Here is a 21745-nt window from a genome sequence, read left to right as displayed (position 1 = left end):
CTGTTAACCTCTGCGTTTTTAAGGGTGAAATTGAGCATGACAAATATTTTAATAATCGGTGCAGGTATTGCTGGTTTAGCAGTTGCTCGCGAACTCCAATCTCATGGCTTTTCAGTGACTGTTCTAGAAGCAAAAAATCGTATAGGCGGCAGAATTTATACTAATAAAAATTTTGGTTTTCCAGTAGATTTGGGAGCTTCTTGGATTCATGGAATTAATCAAAATCCTATCACTCAACTAGCACAAGACTTTAAAGTTCGCATCCAGTATACTGACTTTGAAAATATTCCATTCTACAGTAGCAATGGTGAACTTATAGAAGTAAAAGAGTTAGAAAATGCTCGTTTATTGTACAAACAAATTTTGAGACAAGCTAAAGCTTTAGGGAAGAATTTAAAACAAGATGTTTCAGTTGGGGAAGCAATACAACGCATATTACTAGAAAAAGAATTTTCTCCTCTACAAAAAACTCTGATGAAATGTTTTTTTACTGGGCGAGAAGTACAAGAGGGAACAGATTTAGATAGTTACTCGCTGTGGGAATGGGATGAATACGAGATATTTGCAGGTGGTAATTATCTAATCCCTAACGGATATGAGGAAATTATCCAAGGATTGGCAAAAGGTGTTGATATTTGCCTACAACAAAAAGTTATTGAGATTAAATATGACGATAAAAGCGTCTCAGTAAAAACTGATTCTGAAATTTTTGCAGGCAATGCGGTTGTGATTACTTTACCTTTAGGAGTATTAAAATCTGCTAGTGTCACTTTTTCTCCTCCCTTGCCTGAAAGCAAACTTAAGGCTATCAATCGCCTGGATATGGGAGTTTTGAATAAGGTAGTTTTGAAGTTCCCGAAAGTTTTTTGGTCACAAAATCATGACGTGATCAGCTACGCTAGTCAGGTGGAAAATGATTTCTCGGATTTTTTGAATTTAAAGCGGTATATTGAAGTTCCTGTACTAGTGGCTTTAACTGGCGGAAGATTTGCCCGCAGTCTGGAGATTTTATCTGAGGAAGAAGTTGGAGAGCGGGTAATAAAAGTACTACGGCGAATGTACGGCAATACTATACCAGATCCGGAAGTAGTAATCAGAACAAAATGGGCCGCCGATCCTTTTGCTTGTGGTTCCTATTTAACAATGCCTGTAGGTGCTAAAGCAAGCGATCGCACTACCTTAGCTGCACCTGTAGAAAATCGCCTCTTTTTCGCCGGAGAAGCAACTTCACAGCAGTATCCATCCACTGTGCATGGTGCTTATCTCTCCGGGCTGAGGGAAGCTAAACGTATCATCGAAGAATTTGCAGTTTAGTTGTGATACTAAGTTGCAATCATAGGTAGTATTTCTCCCCCTGCTCCCTTGCTCCCCTGCCCCCCTGCCTGCCAAAACTAATATGTTTGAACGCAACTTGGTATGAGCAGCCAATGTTTACTTAAAGCTGTTTATATCGCTCTTGTATTTCCGCAATTGTAAACACTGCTTGAAATTCTAACCCTACTGACTGGTAAAACTCTGCTCCACCTTGTTGGCGGTCTACCAAGGATATTACTTGATTGACAGTATATCCTGCTACTGTTAATCGTTCAACTGCTTTCATCGCAGATTGTCCGGTAGTAACAACATCTTCCAAAACCACTACTTTTGCGCCTTCTGGCAAATTGGGGCCTTCTATATATGCCTTGGTTCCATGTCCTTTAGCTTCTTTGCGAATAATCAGCGCTGGAATGGGGCGGTGTTCGTAAGCAGAAACTACACTCACGGCACTGACAATTGGATCTGCTCCTAATGTCAATCCCGCTACTGCTTGAGTATCAGGTGGTAAGAGAGACAAGAGAATACGACCAATTGCCAAAGCACCTTGGGGATGAAGAGTTACCTGCTTGCCATTGATGTAATAGGAACTCGGCTGTCCGGAAGAAAGAACAAAATCGCCCTCTTGATATGCCAGTTGGCAAAATAAATCTAATAATTTATGACGCAGGGTTTTTAAATCGGTAGTATCTGCCCAAAAATCAGATTGGGTAAGGATTTCGGCTGAAGAAGTCATTACAAAAGCTTAAAAATTGTGTTAAACCAAAGGTTGAACTACTAAGTAGGAGGGTGTAACAAATAATCACTATGCTAATTACAAGCAGTAAGTAGTTAGTTATCGCTGTAGGCGCTTAAGTGTACTCTACGTGAAGTATCTCATTAATAGTAGGACATAAAGCTCCACTAGGAAATCATATTTGTTTGCACAAACCCTACCAAGAGTTCTGAGCATAAGCATAAGTTAAAATTCGTACCAACAAATAGGAGTAAGAAACATGGCTTTAACATTTAAAGCTTTGGGTGGTTTATTGGTTATGTTTACTAGTGCGATCGCTGCTCCGTCTGTATTCGCGCAGGAGGCACAAGAACTCAATTATGAGTATGAAATACCCACAGAAGTAATTGAGCGAGCCTTTTTTGAAAATTCTCCCAATTTCTACAACGGTAACAACATGAAAAGCGAGATAGACTTGATCCTCGGTCCTGGTTCGTTGTTTCGAAACTCCTTCCCAGAAAATAAAATTGCACGAGATGCTGAATTAATCAACATTGTCTATCAAGACATCCTCTACCAACAGGTTAGTAGCGATCCTTATCTTCGTACACCAGATTTACCGAATCCCTATAACACTTCGTTGTTAATGTCTCCTCGTTTAAATGCCAATCAACTGAAACTAGGAACTGAGTATCGCTTTGAGGAGATGCAATCTCGTCTCAAATCCGACTATGAGAGGTCAGGAAAAAACAGTCAATAGTTTTGTGTTGAATACAGATTACTGCTCTGGTTTGAAAAACAAGCTGGTTAAGAGGTTGATTAATCAAAGAGTTTTCGCCAATTATGGTGAAATCCTTATGATAATTCAACCTTTCCATAAATTTCGGACTATATTTATTAGATATAAACCTAAATTTCAAATACTTTGGAACCTTTTTACAGTTCATTAAAAAACAAATCCAGGGTGCAGGAGTTGAACCTGCCTAGGGCGAATTATGAGTTCGCTGCCTCAACCGCTCGGCCAACCCTGGTTACAACTTGTTGATTTTAGCATAATTTTACTACTTGTGTACCTCGAAAGTAGCTAATCAAATTTTTAGAGTAGATAATTTAGGTAGTGCGATAGCACAGTCTAATACTTAAACTAAGTTCCTTTAAGAATTTAGGTAAACTAATTCAGTACTTTGAAATTAACTAGCATTCTTCTGCCATGGCTTGTCAGCAATGAGAATAAATTCTACTGTTCTTCTTACTTTGACTTTGTTAACTTTGATGTTGGGATCTGGCTCTGTGAGTGCATTTTTAGGATTTGATATCGGAAGTAAAGCACTTAAAGGTGTGACAACTCCAGATTCACGTCCTACTACCAAATTCAACAATGCCAAGACAGGCAGTTCTCAACATGGAGGAACGTTCTTAAAAGAAGAAGAAATCTTAAAAATTGTTAAAGCACGCATCGAAGGCAAGACTCGTACCAAGTCAGAAAAAATAGAAGAAGAAGAAGAAGAGGATACAACTACTAATAAGCAAAAGCAAAAGCCGCAGGAAGAGATTCAAGAAAAACCCCAGGCAGGATTTCCGGTTACGACTGAAAGTGGAGGTGTAAATTTTTCTGTACAATCTGCACGTTATTCTGGTGGTGCTTTGCAGTTGCAAGTGAATTTGCAGAACAAAGGAAAAGATTCTGTCCGTTTCCTCTATAGCTTTTTGGATATTACAGATAATAAAGGACGAACCTTAAGTGGTAGTACAGATGGCTTACCATCAGAATTACCCGCCAATGGGCCGACATTTTCTGGTACTGTGAGCATTCCCACTGCTTTACTTGATGATGTTAAAAGCATCTCACTGTCAATCACTGATTATCCAGCTCAAAAACTGAAGCTAGAAGTATCAGATATTCCTGTAGGTAAATAGGGACTAGGGACTGGGGACTAGGAAGAACTTTTCCTGATACCCAATCACCAATCCCCAATCCCCGATCCCCAAAAGGAGGCGTTTAAACTAGCTTTGGCAGTGAGAGGTTTTCTGAGTTTGAGTTGGACTGATGTGGGGCTGCGATTTTTATTAGTGCTGCTCCTGATTGCCATAAATGCCTTTTTTGTCACGGCTGAGTTTTCAATGGTGACAGTGCGGCGATCGCGCATTCATCAGTTAGTTGAGGCTGGTGATATTCAAGCGCTCACCGTTGAGGGTTTGCAACGCAGTATTGATCGATTGCTATCTACAACCCAGTTAGGCATTACCCTCTCTAGTTTGGCACTGGGGTGGATTGGAGAAAGTACAATTGTTGTCCTAGTAAAATTGTGGCTGCAATCTTGGCCTTTACCAAGAGGCATCAGTGCCTTTATGGCTCATTCGCTATCTATTCCAATCACCTTTTTTTTGATTGCCTATCTCCAGATTGTGTTGGGGGAGTTATGTCCTAAATCTGTGGCTATGTTGTACTCAGAACAATTGGCAAGATTTTTAGGCCCTTCCGTTAGAGCGATCGTACGCTTTTTCAGCCCCTTTATTTGGATTCTCAATCAATCAACACGCTGTCTGTTGCGATTGTTTGGCATAGAATATACAGGTCAAAGTTGGAGACCACCTGTTACTCCAGAAGAATTGCAACTAATCATTTCCACAGAACGTGAATCTACTGGTTTGCAAGCTGGAGAACGAGAACTGTTAAAAAACGTGTTTGAGTTTGGGGAAGTAACAGCACAAGCGATCATGATCCCCCGCACAAATGTAGTAACGCTGCCTCAAAATGCTACTTTGCAGAATTTTTTCGAGCAGATGGCAGATACTGGTTATTCTGGCTTTCCTATTATTGGTGAATCTCTAGACGAGATTAGTGGCATTGTTTACTTTAAAGACTTAGCTAAACCCTTAACAACAGGCCAGCTCATTTTAGACACACAAATCCAGCCTTGGATGCGTGCCGCACGATTTGTGCCGGAACAAACACCGTTAAATGAATTATTACCGATGATGCAGCAAGAGAAGCTAGGCATGGTAATAGTGGTGGATGAATTTGGTGGAACTGTAGGATTGGTAACTATTCAAGATGTGATTGCCCAAATTATTGGAGAGACTAGTGCAGTAGAAAGTAGTGATGAGTTGTTGGTTGAGCTTGTAGATCGGTGGACATTTGTGGTGCAAGCACAAATCAACTTAGAAGAGATGAACGAGGTATTACATCTTGATTTACCTGTAGGCAAGGAGTACCAAACACTTGGTGGTTTCTTGCTTTACCAATTACAGAAAGTGCCAGAACTTGGTGAAACCTTCCGTTATCAAAATTTAGAATTTACTGTCATATCAGTTGAAGGACCTCGTTTACACCAAATTCAAGTGCGGCGCTTAGAAGAGGGGATAGGGAATAGGGAACAGTAAAAACTTTCACCTGTAACCTTTCTCCTACTGTGCATAAGCCAATGGATCTTTTAACCCTAGTTCGGCAAAAGCACTAAGACGCAAGCGACAAGCATCGCAAACACCGCATGCTACTTCTTTGCCTGCGTAGCAAGACCAAGTTAGCTGCCAGGGAACTCCCAGTCGATTGCCAAGTTGGATAATTTCTGTTTTTTTGAGGTGGAGTAGGGGTGTGACAATATCTATAGGTTTGCCCTCACGCCCTTGTTTGGTTCCTAAGCGAAATACTTCCTGCATTGCTTGGATATAATCGGGGCGACAATCAGGATATCCAGAGTAATCTAGGGCATTAACGCCGATGTAGATACGTTCGGCACCAATAGTTTCGGCGTAAGCGAGAGCAAAACTTAAGAATATGGTATTTCGGGCTGGGACATAGGTAACAGGAATATTTTGCGACATTTCTGTTAGAGAGCGCCCTTCGGGTAAATCAATTGTGTTGTCCGTCAGCGCCGAGCCTCCCCACTGCCGTAAGTCAAAAGCTACTACTTGATGTTGCAAGACACCTGCTGTTTGTGCGATCGCACTTGCCGATTGTAACTCTCGTCGATGTCGTTGCTGATAGTCAAAGGAAATGGTATAACACTCACAACCATCAGCTAGCGCTTGGTAGAGAACTGTGGAAGAGTCTAATCCTCCAGACAGTAGAATTACAGCTTTCATCTGTCAATAATTATTTTATTTGATTTTCAATTTTTAATTCTTGAGTTTACTGGAGGTGACTCCTAGTCCAAAATTATGAAGAATACTCTCTCAGTATTTGGTAATTTAACAGACAAAAATGAATTGGCTTTCACTAGTATGCAGTTAAATGATTATACTGTTAAATCAACTTTATCAGTACGTGAAAATAAGGTTAACACGCTTTACACTTACCTTTTTGCAGTAAGCAATCAGACAACAACTTTGCTGCGTAGCGTTGCGTAAAACACATTACACTCTACTAAATATACAAAACAGAGGCTAGTGGTGGGAACTCATAACAAACTTTGAAATTCTTCATAAATAGAACCTCTATGTTACCATCTGGATGGTTTTAGACGACTCGTCACTGGCAATTTGAGTATCAAAGCCAACGACCAGCGTCTCTAAATTTGGTGGTTGAGGAGAGAATGAGAGTGCAAGATAGCAGCATGTCAGCAGGAGAACAGAACGGACACGGACAGCGCACCCAACCCCGCCCAATTCGCATAGGCGTCATCGGGGTGGGTAACATGGGACAGCATCATGCCCGTGTCCTGAGTTCGATGAAAGACGTTGAACTGGTTGGTGTAGCAGATATTAATGTTGAGCGAGGATTAGAAACCGCCAGCAGATACAAGGTGCGTTTTTTTGAGGATTACTGTGACCTGCTGCCCCATGTGGAAGCAGTTTGCATTGCCGTTCCCACGCGCCTGCATTATGCCGTCGGCATTACCTGTCTTTTGGCAGGAATTCATGTTTTGATTGAAAAGCCGATTGCTGCAAGTATTTCTGAAGCAGAATCGCTTGTAAATGCTGCGGCTGAGTCTGGGTGTATTTTGCAAGTAGGTCACATTGAGCGTTTTAGTCCAGCATTTCAAGAATTAAGCAAAGTCTTGAAGACTGAAGAAGTACTGGCTTTAGAGGCGCACCGAATGAGTCCTTATTCAAATCGCGCTAATGATGTCTCGGTTGTCTTGGATTTAATGATCCATGATATTGACTTACTTTTGGAATTGGCTGCCTCTCCAGTAGTCAAGTTGACAGCTAGTGGCAACCGCACTTTGGACTCTGGTTACTTAGATTACGTGTCTGCAACTTTGGGATTTGCTAATGGTATTGTCGCTACTCTGACTGCCAGCAAAGTTACTCACCGCAAGATCCGTAGCATTGTCGCTCATTGCAAAAATTCATACACTGAGGCAGATTTTCTCAAAAACGAAATTTTGATTCACCGACACACTACTGGTAATTCAATAACGGACTATCGACAAATACTTTATAAACAGGATGGCTTGATTGAAAAAGTTTACACTAGCAACACAGACAAATTAGGTGCAGAATTAGAACACTTTGTCAATTGCGTACGGGGTGGCAATCAACCCTCAGTTGGTGGCGAACAGGCACTCAAAGCTTTAAGGTTGGCTAGTTTAGTTGAACAGATGGCTTTGGAGGAAAAAGTTTGGAATCCATTAGATTGGGAATCTGAACCGAGAGTGCAATCTCTAACGCCCACTGTTTAAAAAGAGTGGGAAATTCAAAAACTGGGAGAGTGGGAAAGTAAGCAATTACCTTTTCCCTTCTCCCTTTTTCTGTAGAGGTGATGGTTAGTCATTGGTCATTAGTTGTTCTCCCCATCTTCCCTTGTCTTTTCCTCTCCTACTTCCTAAGGGCGATCGCTCTAAATTTAGTAACTAAACTTTGATAGCAAACTATAGGAATCTACTTAAATGACTGATTGGATTAAAACGACTATAGAATCTTTAGGCTATGTGGGTATTGCTCTGTTGATGTTTCTAGAGAACCTGTTTCCCCCTATACCTTCAGAGTTAATTATGCCTCTGGCAGGATATACAGCTAATTTACCAGGGGCAAAGCTTAATATTTTCGGTGTGTTTTTCGCAGGATTGATAGGTTCGGTACTAGGTGCGTTGATTTGGTACTATCCTGGCAAGTTTCTCAGCGAAAGACGCTTGCAAGCATTGGCTGATAAATACGGTAGTTGGTTAGGAATATCTAACAAAGAAATCGTCCAAGCAAAGCACTGGTTTAATAAGCAAGGTAAAAAAGCTGTGTTGATTGGTCGGCTTGTGCCTGGAATCCGTACTGTGATTTCTATTCCCGCAGGTATTAGCGAAATGCACCTGCCATCTTTCTTATTTTATACAACTGTGGGTAGCGGATGCTGGGTAGGTTTGCTAACATACACAGGATACGTGTTAGGTAGTCAATATGAACTTGTGGACAAGTATCTCGCTCCTGTATCCAAATTTGTCCTTGGAGGTCTGATCCTAGCAATTGCGTTCTGGATACTAAAACGCAAGCGCAAAAGTAGGAGAAGATAAAAAACTTGTCCCCTATAAAATTACAAAAACATTTTTTTAGTGTAAAAAAGTATCGTGAAGAAGGGTACACCTTCACTATTTCCTTATCAACTCACGTTACCTTCAATACAGCAATTTAATGTATAAATTGCACTAACCAAATCAGTAATAATTGGTAAGTCTACTGCCACAGTTGACGCCACCAAGAATTTCTGATACACGATTTTTGTAAGATGAGCGTGGTAACTTGTTAAAGCTAAGTAAGTACTAGGAGCTTTCATGACAGATCAACCAACTGCCGCCACCCCAATGAATGCCGCCGCTATACCTATGAATAGAGTTTCGGCATCTACTCCCATTAATGCTAATCCTATAGTGCCTAATAACTCAGCTACTGGTAAAAAAATTCTGAGTGTTGATTTGGGTAGAACTTCCACAAAAGCCTGTATTACCCGCGAGCCTGGCAATGTCATATTCATTTCTGCCAACGTCAAGGAAATGTCAATGGAACAGGTACGGGGAGGTGTATTTGAAGCCCGTGCCACCGATCCCTTGATGGATTTATGGTTGGAGTATCAAGGCAGTGGATATGCTGTAGGTCAACTGGCAGCAGATTTTGGTGCCAATTTAGGAGTAGGTCAATCTAAGGTTGAAGACGCATTGGTAAAAGTCTTGGCTTGTGCAGGTTACTTCAAGCTCAAAGACGACATCTGTGTTGTGGTGGGTTTGCCTTACCTTTCTCAAGAGCAGTTTGAAAAGGAAAAAGCCCAGTTAATTAGTCAATTGGAAGGCCCCCATGTCATGAACTTTCGCAGCGAATCAGTGTCGCTGAACGTTAATAAGGTATGGGTAATGCCAGAAGGTTATGGCAGTCTGCTGTGGTGTGAAGGCAAACCCCAAAAAGGTGCAATGCCTGATTTTACTAAAGTTTCGGCAGCAATTGTCGATATTGGGCATCAGACTATTGATTGTTTGATGGTGGACAATTTCCGCTTTGCTAGAGGTGCTTCTAAGAGCGAAGACTTTGGTATGAGCAAGTTTTATGAACTAGTAGCTGCTGAAGTTGAAGGAGCCGATAGCCAGTCTTTGGCGTTAATTGCTGCTGTTAATCGACCCAAAGGCGATCGCTTTTACCGTCCTCGCGGTGCCAGCAAGCCTGCTAACTTAGATGATGTTCTCCCCAATCTCACCGAAATGTTTTCGCGGGAAATTTGCAGCCGTGTGCTAGCATGGCTACCAGAGCGCGTCACCGATGTGATTCTCACCGGTGGTGGTGGAGAATATTTCTGGGAAGACGTTCAACGTCTGCTGAAGGAAGCAAAAATTAATGCCCACTTAGCTTCTCCTTCTCGGCAAGCTAATGCTCTAGGACAATATATATACGCAGAAGCACAGCTTGCTAACCGCTCTTCTAAAGCTTAACTCGAATGTTCCAATGGTCAAAAAAGGTAGTTAAATCGGTTACGTTCAACCCAGGGGTGGCTGACGAAAGTTTGTTAACGCTCGTCGAAAGCCATTTGGAGAAAGAACCTGAAAAAACTTTCAGCGACCTCTGTAAAGAGGCCCTGTGGCAGTCTTTATGCGTACCGGAATCTGTACGACCAAGCCCGCAGTCACCTCCGCCATCGACAAAATTACCAGCAGCAGGGGGATTGGAACCGCAAATTGCCGACTTGCAAAGTCAATTGACTGACCTGGAGGAACGTTTTTTTGCTAAAACATCTCATCGATTGGAGATGATGGAACGGTACCTGATGCAACTCAGTCAACAAGTTGCACAGTTAGGCATGATGGTCAATAAGTTGCAAGTCATCCAGACATCGACTCAATCACCACCAGTAGTAGAAGTATTAAATAATACTCATACTAATACTACTACTACTTCTGCTGTTACACCTCCCCAAGAGGTAGACCCTTTGATTAGTCGCCTAAGTCAGTATCTGGATGATTTCTAGGAAAAAACTTAAGTGTGAGAATATTTTTCTACTGTGTATCTCCTTAGTAGTATTTCCTATTAAGGAGGTTTAATATATTTCAACGTATATTAGAAACCACAGTAATACCATTTCACGTTAATTGCGATACACATGAATTTTGCCCAGACGCAATATATCGCGTCTGGTACAAGGTCTGTATTTGTATCAGATTTTTAGTATTCTTTTACTGCAATCAACACTTGTTTGTAGCTTGCACTATTTTTGATACCTGGCTTATTTCTTACTGAGTCCCCTGTGTCAATGATAAAATCCTCCTTAACAGAAGTTGGGATACCTCGATGCCAGTTGCTGCTAACTCGATCAAGTTTGGTACAGACGGCTGGCGCGGCGTTATTGGCGATGAGTTCACTTTTGAACGTCTAGCCTTAGTCGCGCCAATCGCAGCAAAAGTCTTATTTGAAACCTACGGAGACAAAGTAGGCAATCGAACTATTGTAGTTGGTTACGATCGCCGATTTATGGCAGAAGACTTTGCTTGGAAAGTTGCTAATGTCGTCTCTGCTGCCGGATTTGATGTGCTATTCAGCGAGACTTATGCACCAACCCCGGCTTTTAGTTGGGCGGCAAAACAACGTCATACCCTGGGTGCCTTGGTCATAACTGCCAGTCATAACCCCGCACAGTATTTAGGCTTAAAAGTTAAAAGTGCATTTGGTGGTTCTGCACCACCAGAAGTTACCAAAAAGATAGAAGCGCTCTTATCAGAAGAACTACCTCCCGCATCCATACCAGGTAAGATAGGAAAATTTAATCCTTGGGAAAGTTATTGTCAAGAGCTAGAAGGAAAAGTTAACATTACTAGCATTCGCGATGCTATTGACTCTGGCAAGCTGACGCTATTTGCTGATGTGATGCATGGCGCTGCTGCTGGTGGACTAGCAATGTTACTTGGCGATCAAGTAAGGGAAATCAATAGCGATCGCGATCCTACCTTTGAGGGTGGTGCGCCCGAACCCTTGCCGAAATATCTTTCTCGCCTCTTTCAAATCATGCGAACTCATAGAGAAGAGCATCCGACAAAGTTAACGGTGGGATTGGTATTTGATGGTGACTGCGATCGCATAGCTGCTGTAGATGGTGCAGGTAATTTCCTGAGTTCCCAAATTTTAATTCCAATTTTAATCGACCATTTGACTCTACGACGTGGCTTTAGCGGCGAAATTGTTAAAACCGTCAGTGGTTGTGATCTGATTCCTCGTGTAGCACAATTACATAAATTATCAGTATTTGAGACAGCAGTAGGTTACAAATACATCGCTGACAGAATGCTCGCAACAAAGGTATTGCTAGGCGGCGAAGAGTCGGGAGGAATTGGTTACGGCAGCCACATTCCAGAACGAGATGCACTTCTGTCGGCATTGTATGTACTAGAAGCGATCGTCGAATCAGGATTGGATTTAAGTGATTATCACTGTCGCTTGCAACAACAGACAGGTTTCACATCCGCATACGATCGCATTGATTTACCTCTAGCCAGCATGGAAGTGCGAGATCGTCTTTTGGAACAATTGCAAAAGCAACCCTTAAAAGAAGTTGCTGGCAAAGCAGTGATTGATTGTCAAACAATAGATGGTTACAAATTTCGTCTCGTAGATAATAGCTGGTTAATGGTTCGTTTTAGCGGTACAGAACCACTTTTACGTCTTTACTGCGAAGCGCCTACACTCGAACAGGTGCATCAAACTTTGGCTTGGGCTAAACAGTGGGCAGAATCATAAGAGGGCAGAGAGCAGCGCGTTGTAGCGACTGCCCAGAGGCAGTAGGCAGTAGACGCGGTAGATACGGAGCAGTTACTTACCCGACGGGAAGCTGGGCAAAGCCCGTCTACAGAAGTCGCTTGCTAACGCAACGCCTGACAGCGAACGCGCAAGAGCGTAGGTACGGCGTATCCGTTGGTAGGAAAGAAGACAAGGAGAGGGGGAGAAAAGGGGACACGGGGACAGGGGGAGGACACTTCCGTGCGGAGGTTCCCCGGAGGCGGAGCGTCTCCGGCTCCGCTCCGTTGAGGAAAGTGTCCGTCGACAAGGGGAGAATGACAAATAATGAAATAATGACCAATGACCAATGACTAAATTACTTGTAGTTGCTACAGGAAATCCAGGTAAGCTACGGGAAATGCAAGCTTATTTGGCTAATTCTGGATGGGAATTAACGTTGAAACCTGAAGAATTGGAAATTGAAGAAACAGGGGAAACCTTTGCTGCCAATGCGTGTCTGAAAGCATCTCAAGTTGCAAAAGCAACAGGCAATTGGGCGATCGCCGATGATTCTGGTTTAGAGGTAGATGCCTTAAACGGTGTACCAGGAGTTTATTCTGCACGTTACGGCAACACTGATGCCGAGCGTATTAATAGATTGTTGAGGGAATTGGGCGACGAATCGAATCGGCAAGCCCAATTTGTTTGTGCAATGGCGATCGCTCGTCCTGATGGAACGATCATTCTAGAATCAGAAGGTATTTGTCGTGGCGAAATTCTTTATGCACCCCGTGGCAATGGTGGTTTTGGCTACGATCCCATTTTTTACGTGCCAGAGAAGCAAATGAGCTTTGCTGAGATGACACCAGAGTTAAAGCGCACAATTAGCCATCGAGGTAAGGCTTTTGCAACTCTACTTCAAAAGTTGCCAAGTATAGAAAGTACTGATAATGAGAAGGCAGAAGGGAGGAGGCAGTAGGCAGTAGGTAAAAGACTATTTCTGTCTGCTGTTTAGAACTTGACATTTTACATTTAATTATGTCTACCTACTTAGCCAGTTGTTAGTTGTTAGTTGTTAATTGTTAGTTATTTCCCACTAACTACTAACTACTAACTACTAACCAATTTTTATTAGCTATTTGCCAACCTTTTAAACTGCTTCTGTATTCTTTTCTCCAGTACGAATCCGCACAACTTGTTCTACTGGCGATATAAAAATTTTACCATCGCCGATTTCTCCAGTGCGGGCAGCAGAGATAATTTTCTCTACAACCATATCCACCTGATTGTCCTCAACAACGATTTCCAGCTTGAGTTTTTGTAAAAACTCAACAGTGTACTCAGAACCTCGATAACGTTCAGTCTGCCCTTTTTGACGTCCAAATCCTCGAACTTCAGAAACAGTCATTCCGACAATACCGGCATTGACTAAAGCTATTTTCACCTCATCAAGCTTAAACGGACGGATGATAGCCTCTACTTTTTTCATTTTTGTCTCCTGTATTTTGAGTAGCTTCTATTTATCTAATCAGATTCTTTGTCTAGAGATTTAACGAGTAGCGCAACCCATATTTATTAAAAAGTATGATTAGTTACAAATTCTTTAAGTATATTTCTTACTTATTAAACAGTCTAGTCATCAATAAATAATACTTATATTTATTAATTGAAGTAGCAGCTTGGTAGAATTCGCGAATCTATTATTTTTGAAACAAATAACATTAGTGTTATCACTTAGGCTTAAATCAGGCTAGCAGGATCAGAAAGTCAATTTACATAGTACAGGTGTTGATAAGGAACTAACCAGCTGAACAAAAAGTTGACAGCTAATAACAATCATGCATGACTTTTGGCTGCTGAGGTTAAAGATACTAGCGACTCTGGTGTGCAAAAAAAGGACGTACAACTAAATAACCAGCACCAAAACCCAGAAATATTATTAACGCGATCGCTATCCACAACCACCAGTTATTGATTTCTCCAGGTTCTGGCTGGGTGAGAGGATAAGCTACAACTTCCTGCCCTTCTACAAATATCGGTGCTGACATATAAGCAGGAATTTCCATCTCTGTGTAAGCAACCGACGGACGCGGGCGGGGTACTTGCTGACGCCGATTCTTAGGATTCAGTTGACGTTTAGGATCGCTCTTAATATCGGGAGCAGAACGGGGAACTTGGTGATAGCTAGTTTGAGTGGGAGAATCAAGCAAATTTTGTAAATGTAAAACCGACTGAACGGTTTTGGCGATTTCTTCGCGAAGCAGTTGATTTTCTTGTACTAATTGGTGGTTTCTAGCACTCAGTGCATCTAGCTTTGTCTGTGCGGCTTGCAACTCTGCTGCCAATTCTCGATATACAGACAATGGTACAGAGGGTGAGTAGGCTTGGCTAGTTGTACTCTTGTTATGGGTATAAACAGAACTGTTTACTGTTCGCATTTGTAGTTCACGAGTAAAAATGAAACAAAAAAGCTAGAGATATGCCCAAGAATAATAGAAAAATACTCTAAGGGCAAAGGTTTTTTTATTTACACTTTCTAATTCAGGGTATAAAAGCAAATATACCCACTAAAACCCTTATTTTTACCTAGTTCCTAGTTTTTAATGTCCAATCCAATCATAATAACGGATAAAAATGCCCTACCGGGCCTTGTCCTTTGCCAATATCCAAGGCGTAAGAGAGCGTATTAGTGATATACTCCTTGGCTTGTCGCACTGCTGTTAATAAGTCATTACCCCGTGCCAGATTTGCAGCGATCGCTGCTGACAATGTACAACCAGTACCATGAGTATTTTTCGTATCTACTTGTTTTGTTGTCAAAGTTTCCATTTTTTGCCCATCAAACCAGATATCTACTCCCCGCCCGTTACCTGGCATTCCGCCACCCTTGACTAACACAACTTTCACTTTTAGATTGCGATGAATAATATGGGCAGCAGCACGCATATCATCTAAGGTATTGATTTGTAAACCGCTTAAAATTTGAGCTTCGTAACGATTTGGCGTCACAATCGTTGCTAGCGGTATCAGCCCATCGCGAAGAGTTTTCACAGCGTCATCATCAATCAATTGGGCTCCTGTACGCGACACCATCACCGGATCTACTACTAAATTTTTGATTTGTAACGCTTCCACCTGCTGGGCAACTGCGGCAATAATTTCCTTGTTGAGTAACATTCCCGTCTTTGCCGCTTGGACGCCGATATCCTCAATTACTGCTTGAATTTGGGCTATAACCGCTTCAGGTGGCATAGCATCAACTCGCATCACACCCAGAGTATTTTGCGCTGTAACGCAGGTGATAGCACTAGTACCGTGGACACAATGAAAAGCAAAGGTACGCAGATCCGCTTGAATTCCTGCACCGCCGCCACTATCTGAACCAGCAATAGTTAAAGCAACGGGTACGGTAGTAATTTCGGGATTCATAGATGTTTTAAGGCAACAGGTGATAGGTTACAGGTTACAGTTTTTCCCTATCCCCTATCCTCTATTTTCTTGGCGATCGCTTCTAGTGGATTCGGTTGTGGATTTTGGGGTTGTGCGTGCGGCAGAACTGTTAAGTAAGGGTTCAACTGGGTTTCATCAACCCAACCAGAGTAATATTTTACGCTTGTGGACTGTGGTGAAATTTCCAGTAATTCCAAATCGCCGCGAATAGCGTTTGCAGTTCTTTTACCACTGGCAGGTTCAAAAGTAACACCAATACCCAGAGGTCCACCACCAAACTCATTAATCGCAACTTCATCAAATCCTCGCACGAAGCGTTCTCCATTCCAATGCCATTCAAAACCAGGCCAATATACTGGTGGTTTTCCTGGTGGTAAAAATCGCCGGAACTGTTCCTGAGTTGCACCTTGATCCAGTTTTACCGTAAAGCCTTTTTCTGTTCTTACTTCATAACGTCCTTTCCGAGTTTGAAAGTCAACAGGACTCCACCAAAGTACTTCGACTGTTTCACTATTATTAGTAGGAGATAAAGTCAAAGTAGGAGTTTGATTTGATAATTCACTGTAAACTGGTAAACCTGCTTGTGGTAATTTAGCCATTGCTGCAAACCGCCAACAAGACCAATTTTCAGGGTGATCAGCAGCTTGCAATTTAATTTGACAAATGCCGTTACCCGTGCCAACCCAAAGTGTATTATTTTCCAACAGAAGTTTGTCAGGAATTGCTCCAACTAAAGGACTATTATTGACATTGCAGGAAGTTAAAGTGCCGAAATTGAGATTTTGGGAATGATGACGGTAAGCAACTAATCCTTTTCCAGGTATATATAAATTACCTTCTCCACTTTTTTTTGTCCCTAGCCAAAATGTGGGATTATTAGCAGCTCCTGTAATTGCTAAATCTGTAATTTGATGCGACAAAAGTTCTAGTGGTTGAATTAATATAATTTTATTTGTTTGTGGCTCATAACTAACAATAGTAGCGATACCATCATTGCCCTCACCTTGCTCAAAAGCAACTGGCCACCAAATGCGATTTTCCCAAATTACAGCAGCAGTAATTCGAGAAAGTCCTATTTTAGTTCCTATATTTGTATTGGTCTTTTGTTGTAATTCTTGAAGGGTGTATAGAGTTTGTCGCTGGGGATTTTTACTATTAGGTGTAATTAATTCAAAAACAACTTTATCTTTGTTTGGGTTTGGAATAGTCGGTGTTGCTGGTTCTCGAACAACTCGATACTGATAATTTTGATTTTGAAATTGAATAGTTTGGAATTGTTGAGAATATACTGGATAATTTTGCTGTTTTAAGTCTTGAGGTAAAGTTCCAGTTTGAACTGTCCAAGAATTATTACCTCGACAAAAAACAAAATCATAATTTGATGTTTGAAAATTTATAGTATCAGCATCCGAGATAATATTACGAATGTGAAAATTAAACCGCTCGTAAAAACTTTCTTGCTCCCCTGGTATAGCTAAAGAAACCAGTGCAGATTGAGGACAATTTTTTACTTCTGTCTTTGCAGCTTGATTGTTTTTTTCAATAACTTGAGTAGTGCAGGCATTAAGTAGTAATAAAAAAACTAGAATTTGGACAATATGCTTCATAGACAAAAGATACTCACCAACCTGCAAAAACTTTACATTCGTGCAAGTTTAGTGAGTATTGCTCCTAAATTAATCTAATTTATTAGACACTACATTTATTCAATGAGTTCCGGCTCTATATTCGGACTTTATATAAAGTAGGGGAGGTAAAAACAGTCAGATGTTCTGCCATTGTATTACCGTTTTGTTACGGCTATGCAAGAATATGAGAGTTTAAGAGAATCAGAACAAGCCGTAACCCACCACCAGATTGCGGTATGTTACGCGCTACTTTAACGTACTCTACAAAATTTACTTTATAAATTATCTTTTTAGCCTTTTAATTGTCTTTGCAGATACTTACCCCATTCTGCTGCTAAAGGAATTTCTGTGAACGGAATTCGCACTGATTCAGTAGGTTCTATGAAAGTAAATTCTAACTCAATAGTCCGGCCTTTTTGCGGCAGATTTTCTACGTCAATAATGTTGCCATCTACCATAAGGTGGATATTTTGAACATCATTCAAAGAAAAGGTTTCTAGCTTGATTGGGCCTTTAGGTGTAGGTTTTCCCCAAGTAACTGAGTTATCTTTTTGACCTAAAACCGCATAGATATCATACTTTGCTCGTTCAAATTGCTCTGCCCAAGTACGATAGGCTTCGATTTTTTGATACTCTTTCGAGCCTTGCCAAGCTAACCATAAAAATGCTGCTAATAGGGGCAGCCATAAAAGACCACGTTCCATATTGGAAGTTTAACTCTAGAGAAACATGAAAAAAAGAAGCAAAAGGTAAAAGAAAAAAATCACCTTTTTTAACTTTTACATTCTCATCTTTATATTTTGTGTAACTATTCTGCAAATAAAGAGCTTGTTATAGTCTGTATAAGCTATGTTAGTGAACAACTGGCAAAAAGCGGTGATGACTTGATATGAGAAGGCTTTTATTATTTTGCTTGTTTGTCATCGGATTGAGTGCTGCGATATTTGGTTTCCTGAATTTTCAGGGACTGGCAGCTAAAGGTGAATTCGAGACGATTTTACTAGATTTTCGGGAAGATATTCCTCAGGAGGTGGTGCAGCAAAAACTGGAGGCGATCACTCAACAGTACAATGTCACACCCCGACTCGATAATAAATTCTCAGCTAGAGATAATGTATACATTATCGAAGGCGATAAAAAACGACTTAAGAAACTGCGAAAGTCTGAAATTGCCAAAGCGACAGAATTTATTGAGCCAAATTATATTTACAGAATTCCTGAACTAGGCAAAATTGCACACCTAGCAGAATTTGATTCGCCCGGAGATAATGAAACGACAAGAGCTACTGCTGGCGATCCTAACGATCCTATGTACAGCAAGCAGTGGCACCTGCACAACATCGGTGTTGTCGGTGCGTGGAACCAAACCAAAGGCAGTGGTGTAACTGTTGCGGTAATTGACACTGGTGTGACTCGCGTACGTGATCTAGTAGAAACAAAGTTTGTCAAAGGTTATGACTTTGTAAATGATCGCGAAGAAGCCAAGGACGATAACGGACACGGCACCCACGTTGCTGGAACGATCGCTGAAGCTACCAATAATTACTATGGTGTAGCTGGAATTGCCTACGAAGCTAATTTGATGCCTTTAAAGGTGTTGAATGAATATGGTGGTGGAACTGTTGCCGACATAGCTGAAGCGATTAAGTTTGCTGCTGATAATGGCGCAAATGTAATTAATATGAGTTTGGGCGGTGGTGGTGAAAGCAACCTGATGAAAGAAGCGATTGAATACGCCCACAAAAAAGGTGTAGTCATCGTTGCGGCAGCCGGAAACGAAAGTCAGAATTCTGCTGCCTATCCAGCCCGTTATCCCCGTGTTATAGGCGTTTCAGCATTAGGCCCCGATGGAGAAAAAGCCCCCTATTCTAACTTTGGTGCAGGGGTAGATATCTCGGCTCCTGGTGGTAGCGAAGCAGGCAAAGTTTTGCAACAAACTATCGATCCCGAAACTGGCGAGGCGGTATTTTTGGGCTTGCAAGGTACAAGTATGGCTTCTCCTCACGTTGCTGGTGTGGCTGCACTAGTTGAAGCAACTGGTGTCAATGAACCAGATGATGTTTTAAAAGTACTAAAAGAGTCGGCAAGAAGCATCCAGGACGATAGTCTAAACTACTATGGCGCTGGACAACTGAATGCCGAAGCCGCCGTTACACGTGCCTCCCAAGGACAAATTAGTTTCCAAGACTTTTTCCGTTGGCTGCGGGATAATGGCTATCTCAACCCCCGTTTTTGGATCGATGGTGGTGCTGTAGCGCTGTTGCCCAAGATTGCCATGGTATTGGGTTCCTATCTGCTAGCTTGGTTTTTACGAGTTTACTTTCCCTTTGCCTGGAGTTGGACTTTATCGAGTGGTTTAATTGCTGGCAGTTCGGGATTATTCTTCCTAAAGCCAATCTACATTTTTGATTTGCCGCAGTGGCCTTTCCGATTATTGGGCAGTTCTATACCCGAACTTGGCAATACACTTCAGGGAACTAATGCTTTTAACCCTCTGTTTGCTAGCGTTCTCATTCCTTTTGTCTTAGTGGCACTACTGCTCGGACATTCCCAATGGAAATGGTTTGCGATCGGTACATCTTTAGGTGTAGCAGCGTGTTTAGGAGTGAGTGCTGTTTTCGATCCTGCTGTTTGGGGACTTGGAAGCGGCATGGTGGCTCGGATATTCTTGATCGTCAACGCTCTACTCTGTTTAGGACTAGCTCGTTTAGCCGTCAAAAATGAGGAACAACCCGCTTAAAAGATGGGAAGACAAGCAGACACGAAGACGCAGAGAATTTCTCTGTGTCCTCGTGTCCTATTTTTTTCTGGACTTAGGAGTTTCTACAACTATGAGTATCACAGTTCAAGGAACGATAGAACGCCGTGATATTGGCACTGGTGCTTGGGCGCTAGTCACTGACGAAGGCGTTACTTACGAAATCCTCAGAGGTGCTGACAAAAAATTACTTCACCCAGGACAAAAGGCAAAAGTCACGGGTAAAGTGCGCGAAGATGTGATGACAATGGCTATGATTGGCCCTGCCCTAGAAGTTAAATCCTTTGAGTTACTCAGTTCTGACTAACGCCTGTGGAGTCAACAACCGCTTGCAATCGATTTCTAAATTCGCCTTTGGGATGTCCGCCTTTAACTTCACCCACAATCTGGAATTCTCCTTCTGGAGAATCACAAATAATGTAGGTGGGCCATCCCATTTCTGATTTATCTGGATATTGGGCTAACAGTATTTGGCGATATTTACGATACATCGCCGTATCTTGCATTTTGACGTCAATAAATTGCAACCCCAGTTCTTCGGCCACCTTTTGGTCATAAAAAGACATTTTGTGGCACAGACCGCAGTCTTCACTGGAAAATTTAATCACAGTTAACGGCATGGACTAGCAACTGTTTGACTATTTGTATAGGTATCGAATACTAGCATATCAAAAGTGACATCCTCCACACCAAATCATCTTTCAAATACAGCACACTACTCGTAAGAAAACAAGTAAAACAGGCTTTATATCTGGTTGAGAGATGAAGTTTTCTACTTCGTTGGTTTGATGTAACTGTATCTATATAAAGAGATGCAAATAACTAAAATGATAAACTAAATCAGTTTACAATTAATTAGAGTAAATCAAAGAATCCCCCAGTAACCGACAGTAAACTAGGGGAGTTAGTTATCAGGGTGCATCTACCAAATTATATGTTCTGAGAAGAACCAGTAGTTTCCGGATAAATTTATGCAACTTTTGGACAAATTATAAATGAAATTTTTTTGACAAGAAAAAATCCCCCAGGAGTTGACATTAGCCAACAGCTATCTAGGGGAATTTAGTTATCAGGGTGCATCTACCAAGTTCTATGTTATAAGAATACCCAGTAGTTTCCGGATAAATTTGTGCAAATTTTGTATAAATTATAAATGAACGTCGGTTTGGGTATAGAAAAAATCCCCCAGAAGCCGTATGGCTAGCCAGGGGAATTAGTTATCAGGGTGTATCTACTATTCTTTATGTTCTATCAAGAACCAGTATACTCCGGATAAATTTATTAAAATCAGAGTACATAGCCTAAGAAAGAATAGAGGATTTCTAGTGTAAGTAGTTGGTTGGGAGCATGATTGAACTAATTTAATTGATCACTATCCATAAAGTTAGAAAACAAATGAGCCTGTTTAGGAGGCGATCGCGATTGTCATATAAAGTAAATCCCTAGTGGTTGCCAGCCAGCTAGGGAATTGAGTAATCAAGGTACATCTATTTAATAAGTATGTTCTGAGTGTAACTATCAATCTCAGGATAAATTTACGTGTGTTGGAGAGAAACTCCCCTAAGTTTATCACTCAAGCAGGGGAGCTAAAGTTCAAGGTGCATCTACCAATCAAAATCTTCTAGACACAGTTGTTGAAATCCGGACTAAAGTTGTAGAAGCCACTTATACCATTTCACTTTTTGAGTGATTCATATTCAACCCCTCCCAACCTCCCCTTACTAAGGGGAGGTGCCGTAGGCGGTGGGGTACATCCAT

Annotated in this window: 20 protein-coding genes and 1 tRNA gene; 12 read left to right on the top strand and 9 right to left on the bottom strand. The window is 41.5% G+C overall.

All coding sequences use genetic code 11. The features are described 5' to 3' along the window. The first annotated feature begins 36 nt into the window (after positions 1-36). Positions 37-1314 (top strand): FAD-dependent oxidoreductase, encoded by a 1278-nt coding sequence (locus QUB80_RS21255; protein ID WP_289791505.1) that lies wholly within the window; start codon positions 37-39, stop codon positions 1312-1314. Between the two features lie 121 nt (positions 1315-1435). Here the strand turns inward: QUB80_RS21255 and pyrE are convergent, their stop codons facing one another. Then, the gene (gene pyrE, locus QUB80_RS21250) at positions 1436-2050 is read right to left on the bottom strand and encodes an orotate phosphoribosyltransferase (protein ID WP_289791504.1); all 615 of its coding nucleotides are present in this window, start codon (positions 2048-2050) and stop codon (positions 1436-1438) included. Between the two features lie 259 nt (positions 2051-2309). Between pyrE and QUB80_RS21245 the strand changes: the two genes are divergently transcribed. Beyond that, positions 2310-2789 carry a hypothetical protein gene (locus tag QUB80_RS21245; protein WP_289791503.1) on the top strand — a complete coding sequence of 160 codons (480 nt, stop codon included), beginning with the start codon at positions 2310-2312 and terminating at the stop codon, positions 2787-2789. A gap of 198 nt (positions 2790-2987) precedes the next feature. Here QUB80_RS21245 and QUB80_RS21240 read toward each other — a convergent pair. Then, positions 2988-3060 (bottom strand) — tRNA-Ile (locus QUB80_RS21240). A 193-nt stretch (positions 3061-3253) separates the two neighbouring features. Here QUB80_RS21240 and QUB80_RS21235 point away from each other — a divergent pair. Both QUB80_RS21235 and QUB80_RS21230 read left to right on the top strand, forming a co-directional pair. Continuing rightward, positions 3254-3946 (top strand): hypothetical protein, encoded by a 693-nt coding sequence (locus QUB80_RS21235; protein WP_289791502.1) that lies wholly within the window; start codon positions 3254-3256, stop codon positions 3944-3946. 99 nt (positions 3947-4045) lie between these two features. Next, a complete protein-coding gene (locus QUB80_RS21230) occupies positions 4046-5413 on the top strand; it encodes a hemolysin family protein (RefSeq protein ID WP_289791501.1) in 1368 nt (455 codons plus the stop codon). 24 nt (positions 5414-5437) lie between these two features. Here QUB80_RS21230 and queC read toward each other — a convergent pair whose 3' ends face one another. Continuing rightward, positions 5438-6115 (bottom strand): 7-cyano-7-deazaguanine synthase QueC, encoded by a 678-nt coding sequence (queC, locus tag QUB80_RS21225; RefSeq protein WP_289791500.1) that lies wholly within the window; start codon positions 6113-6115, stop codon positions 5438-5440. A 449-nt stretch (positions 6116-6564) separates the two neighbouring features. Between queC and QUB80_RS21220 the strand changes: the two genes are divergently transcribed. From QUB80_RS21220 to rdgB, 6 genes are all read left to right on the top strand, one after another. Continuing rightward, positions 6565-7656, top strand: coding sequence for a Gfo/Idh/MocA family protein (locus tag QUB80_RS21220; protein WP_289791499.1), 1092 nt, complete (start codon positions 6565-6567; stop codon positions 7654-7656). Between the two features lie 207 nt (positions 7657-7863). After that, positions 7864-8478, top strand: coding sequence for a DedA family protein (locus QUB80_RS21215; protein WP_289791498.1), 615 nt, complete (start codon positions 7864-7866; stop codon positions 8476-8478). A 258-nt stretch (positions 8479-8736) separates the two neighbouring features. Beyond that, a complete protein-coding gene (gene fcmB, locus QUB80_RS21210; RefSeq protein ID WP_289791497.1) occupies positions 8737-9879 on the top strand; it encodes a filament morphology actin-like protein FcmB in 1143 nt (380 codons plus the stop codon). Between the two features lie 5 nt (positions 9880-9884). Next, positions 9885-10412: a filament morphology membrane protein FcmC gene (fcmC, locus tag QUB80_RS21205; protein WP_289791496.1), complete on the top strand. Its 528-nt coding sequence runs from the start codon at positions 9885-9887 to the stop codon at positions 10410-10412. A gap of 320 nt (positions 10413-10732) precedes the next feature. Further along, positions 10733-12172 carry a phosphoglucomutase/phosphomannomutase family protein gene (locus QUB80_RS21200; protein ID WP_289791495.1) on the top strand — a complete coding sequence of 480 codons (1440 nt, stop codon included), beginning with the start codon at positions 10733-10735 and terminating at the stop codon, positions 12170-12172. A 346-nt stretch (positions 12173-12518) separates the two neighbouring features. Beyond that, positions 12519-13130, top strand: a complete 612-nt coding sequence (gene rdgB, locus QUB80_RS21195; RefSeq protein WP_289791494.1) for an RdgB/HAM1 family non-canonical purine NTP pyrophosphatase — start codon at positions 12519-12521, stop codon at positions 13128-13130. Positions 13131-13301: 171 nt separating this feature from the next. On the opposite strand, the gene QUB80_RS21190 is transcribed toward rdgB, so the two are convergent. From QUB80_RS21190 to QUB80_RS21170, 5 genes are all read right to left on the bottom strand, one after another. Further along, positions 13302-13640: a P-II family nitrogen regulator gene (locus QUB80_RS21190; protein WP_016873782.1), complete on the bottom strand. Its 339-nt coding sequence runs from the start codon at positions 13638-13640 to the stop codon at positions 13302-13304. A gap of 382 nt (positions 13641-14022) precedes the next feature. Beyond that, positions 14023-14589, bottom strand: a complete 567-nt coding sequence (locus QUB80_RS21185) for a hypothetical protein (RefSeq protein ID WP_289791493.1) — start codon at positions 14587-14589, stop codon at positions 14023-14025. A gap of 178 nt (positions 14590-14767) precedes the next feature. Beyond that, positions 14768-15580 carry a bifunctional hydroxymethylpyrimidine kinase/phosphomethylpyrimidine kinase gene (gene thiD, locus QUB80_RS21180; RefSeq protein WP_289791492.1) on the bottom strand — a complete coding sequence of 271 codons (813 nt, stop codon included), beginning with the start codon at positions 15578-15580 and terminating at the stop codon, positions 14768-14770. Between the two features lie 47 nt (positions 15581-15627). After that, the gene (locus QUB80_RS21175; protein WP_289791491.1) at positions 15628-17208 is read right to left on the bottom strand and encodes a hypothetical protein; all 1581 of its coding nucleotides are present in this window, start codon (positions 17206-17208) and stop codon (positions 15628-15630) included. Between the two features lie 311 nt (positions 17209-17519). After that, a complete protein-coding gene (locus tag QUB80_RS21170; RefSeq protein WP_289791490.1) occupies positions 17520-17933 on the bottom strand; it encodes a hypothetical protein in 414 nt (137 codons plus the stop codon). 185 nt (positions 17934-18118) lie between these two features. Between QUB80_RS21170 and QUB80_RS21165 the strand changes: the two genes are divergently transcribed. After that, positions 18119-19969 (top strand): DUF5942 domain-containing protein, encoded by a 1851-nt coding sequence (locus QUB80_RS21165; protein ID WP_289791489.1) that lies wholly within the window; start codon positions 18119-18121, stop codon positions 19967-19969. A gap of 91 nt (positions 19970-20060) precedes the next feature. Next, a complete protein-coding gene (locus QUB80_RS21160; protein WP_016873348.1) occupies positions 20061-20294 on the top strand; it encodes a hypothetical protein in 234 nt (77 codons plus the stop codon). Here QUB80_RS21160 and QUB80_RS21155 read toward each other — a convergent pair. After that, entirely contained in the window at positions 20281-20607 is a 327-nt protein-coding gene (locus QUB80_RS21155) for a thioredoxin domain-containing protein (protein WP_289791488.1), read from the bottom strand. The genes QUB80_RS21160 and QUB80_RS21155 overlap by 14 nt on opposite strands. Between the last annotated feature and the right edge of the window lie 1138 nt (positions 20608-21745).

The sequence above is a fragment of the Chlorogloeopsis sp. ULAP01 genome (assembly GCF_030381805.1).
In the GTDB taxonomy this organism is placed as follows: Bacteria; Cyanobacteriota; Cyanobacteriia; order Cyanobacteriales; family Nostocaceae; genus Chlorogloeopsis.
The sequence above is the reverse complement of the archived record's forward strand: the minus strand, read 5'-3'. Positions and strand labels throughout refer to the sequence as shown.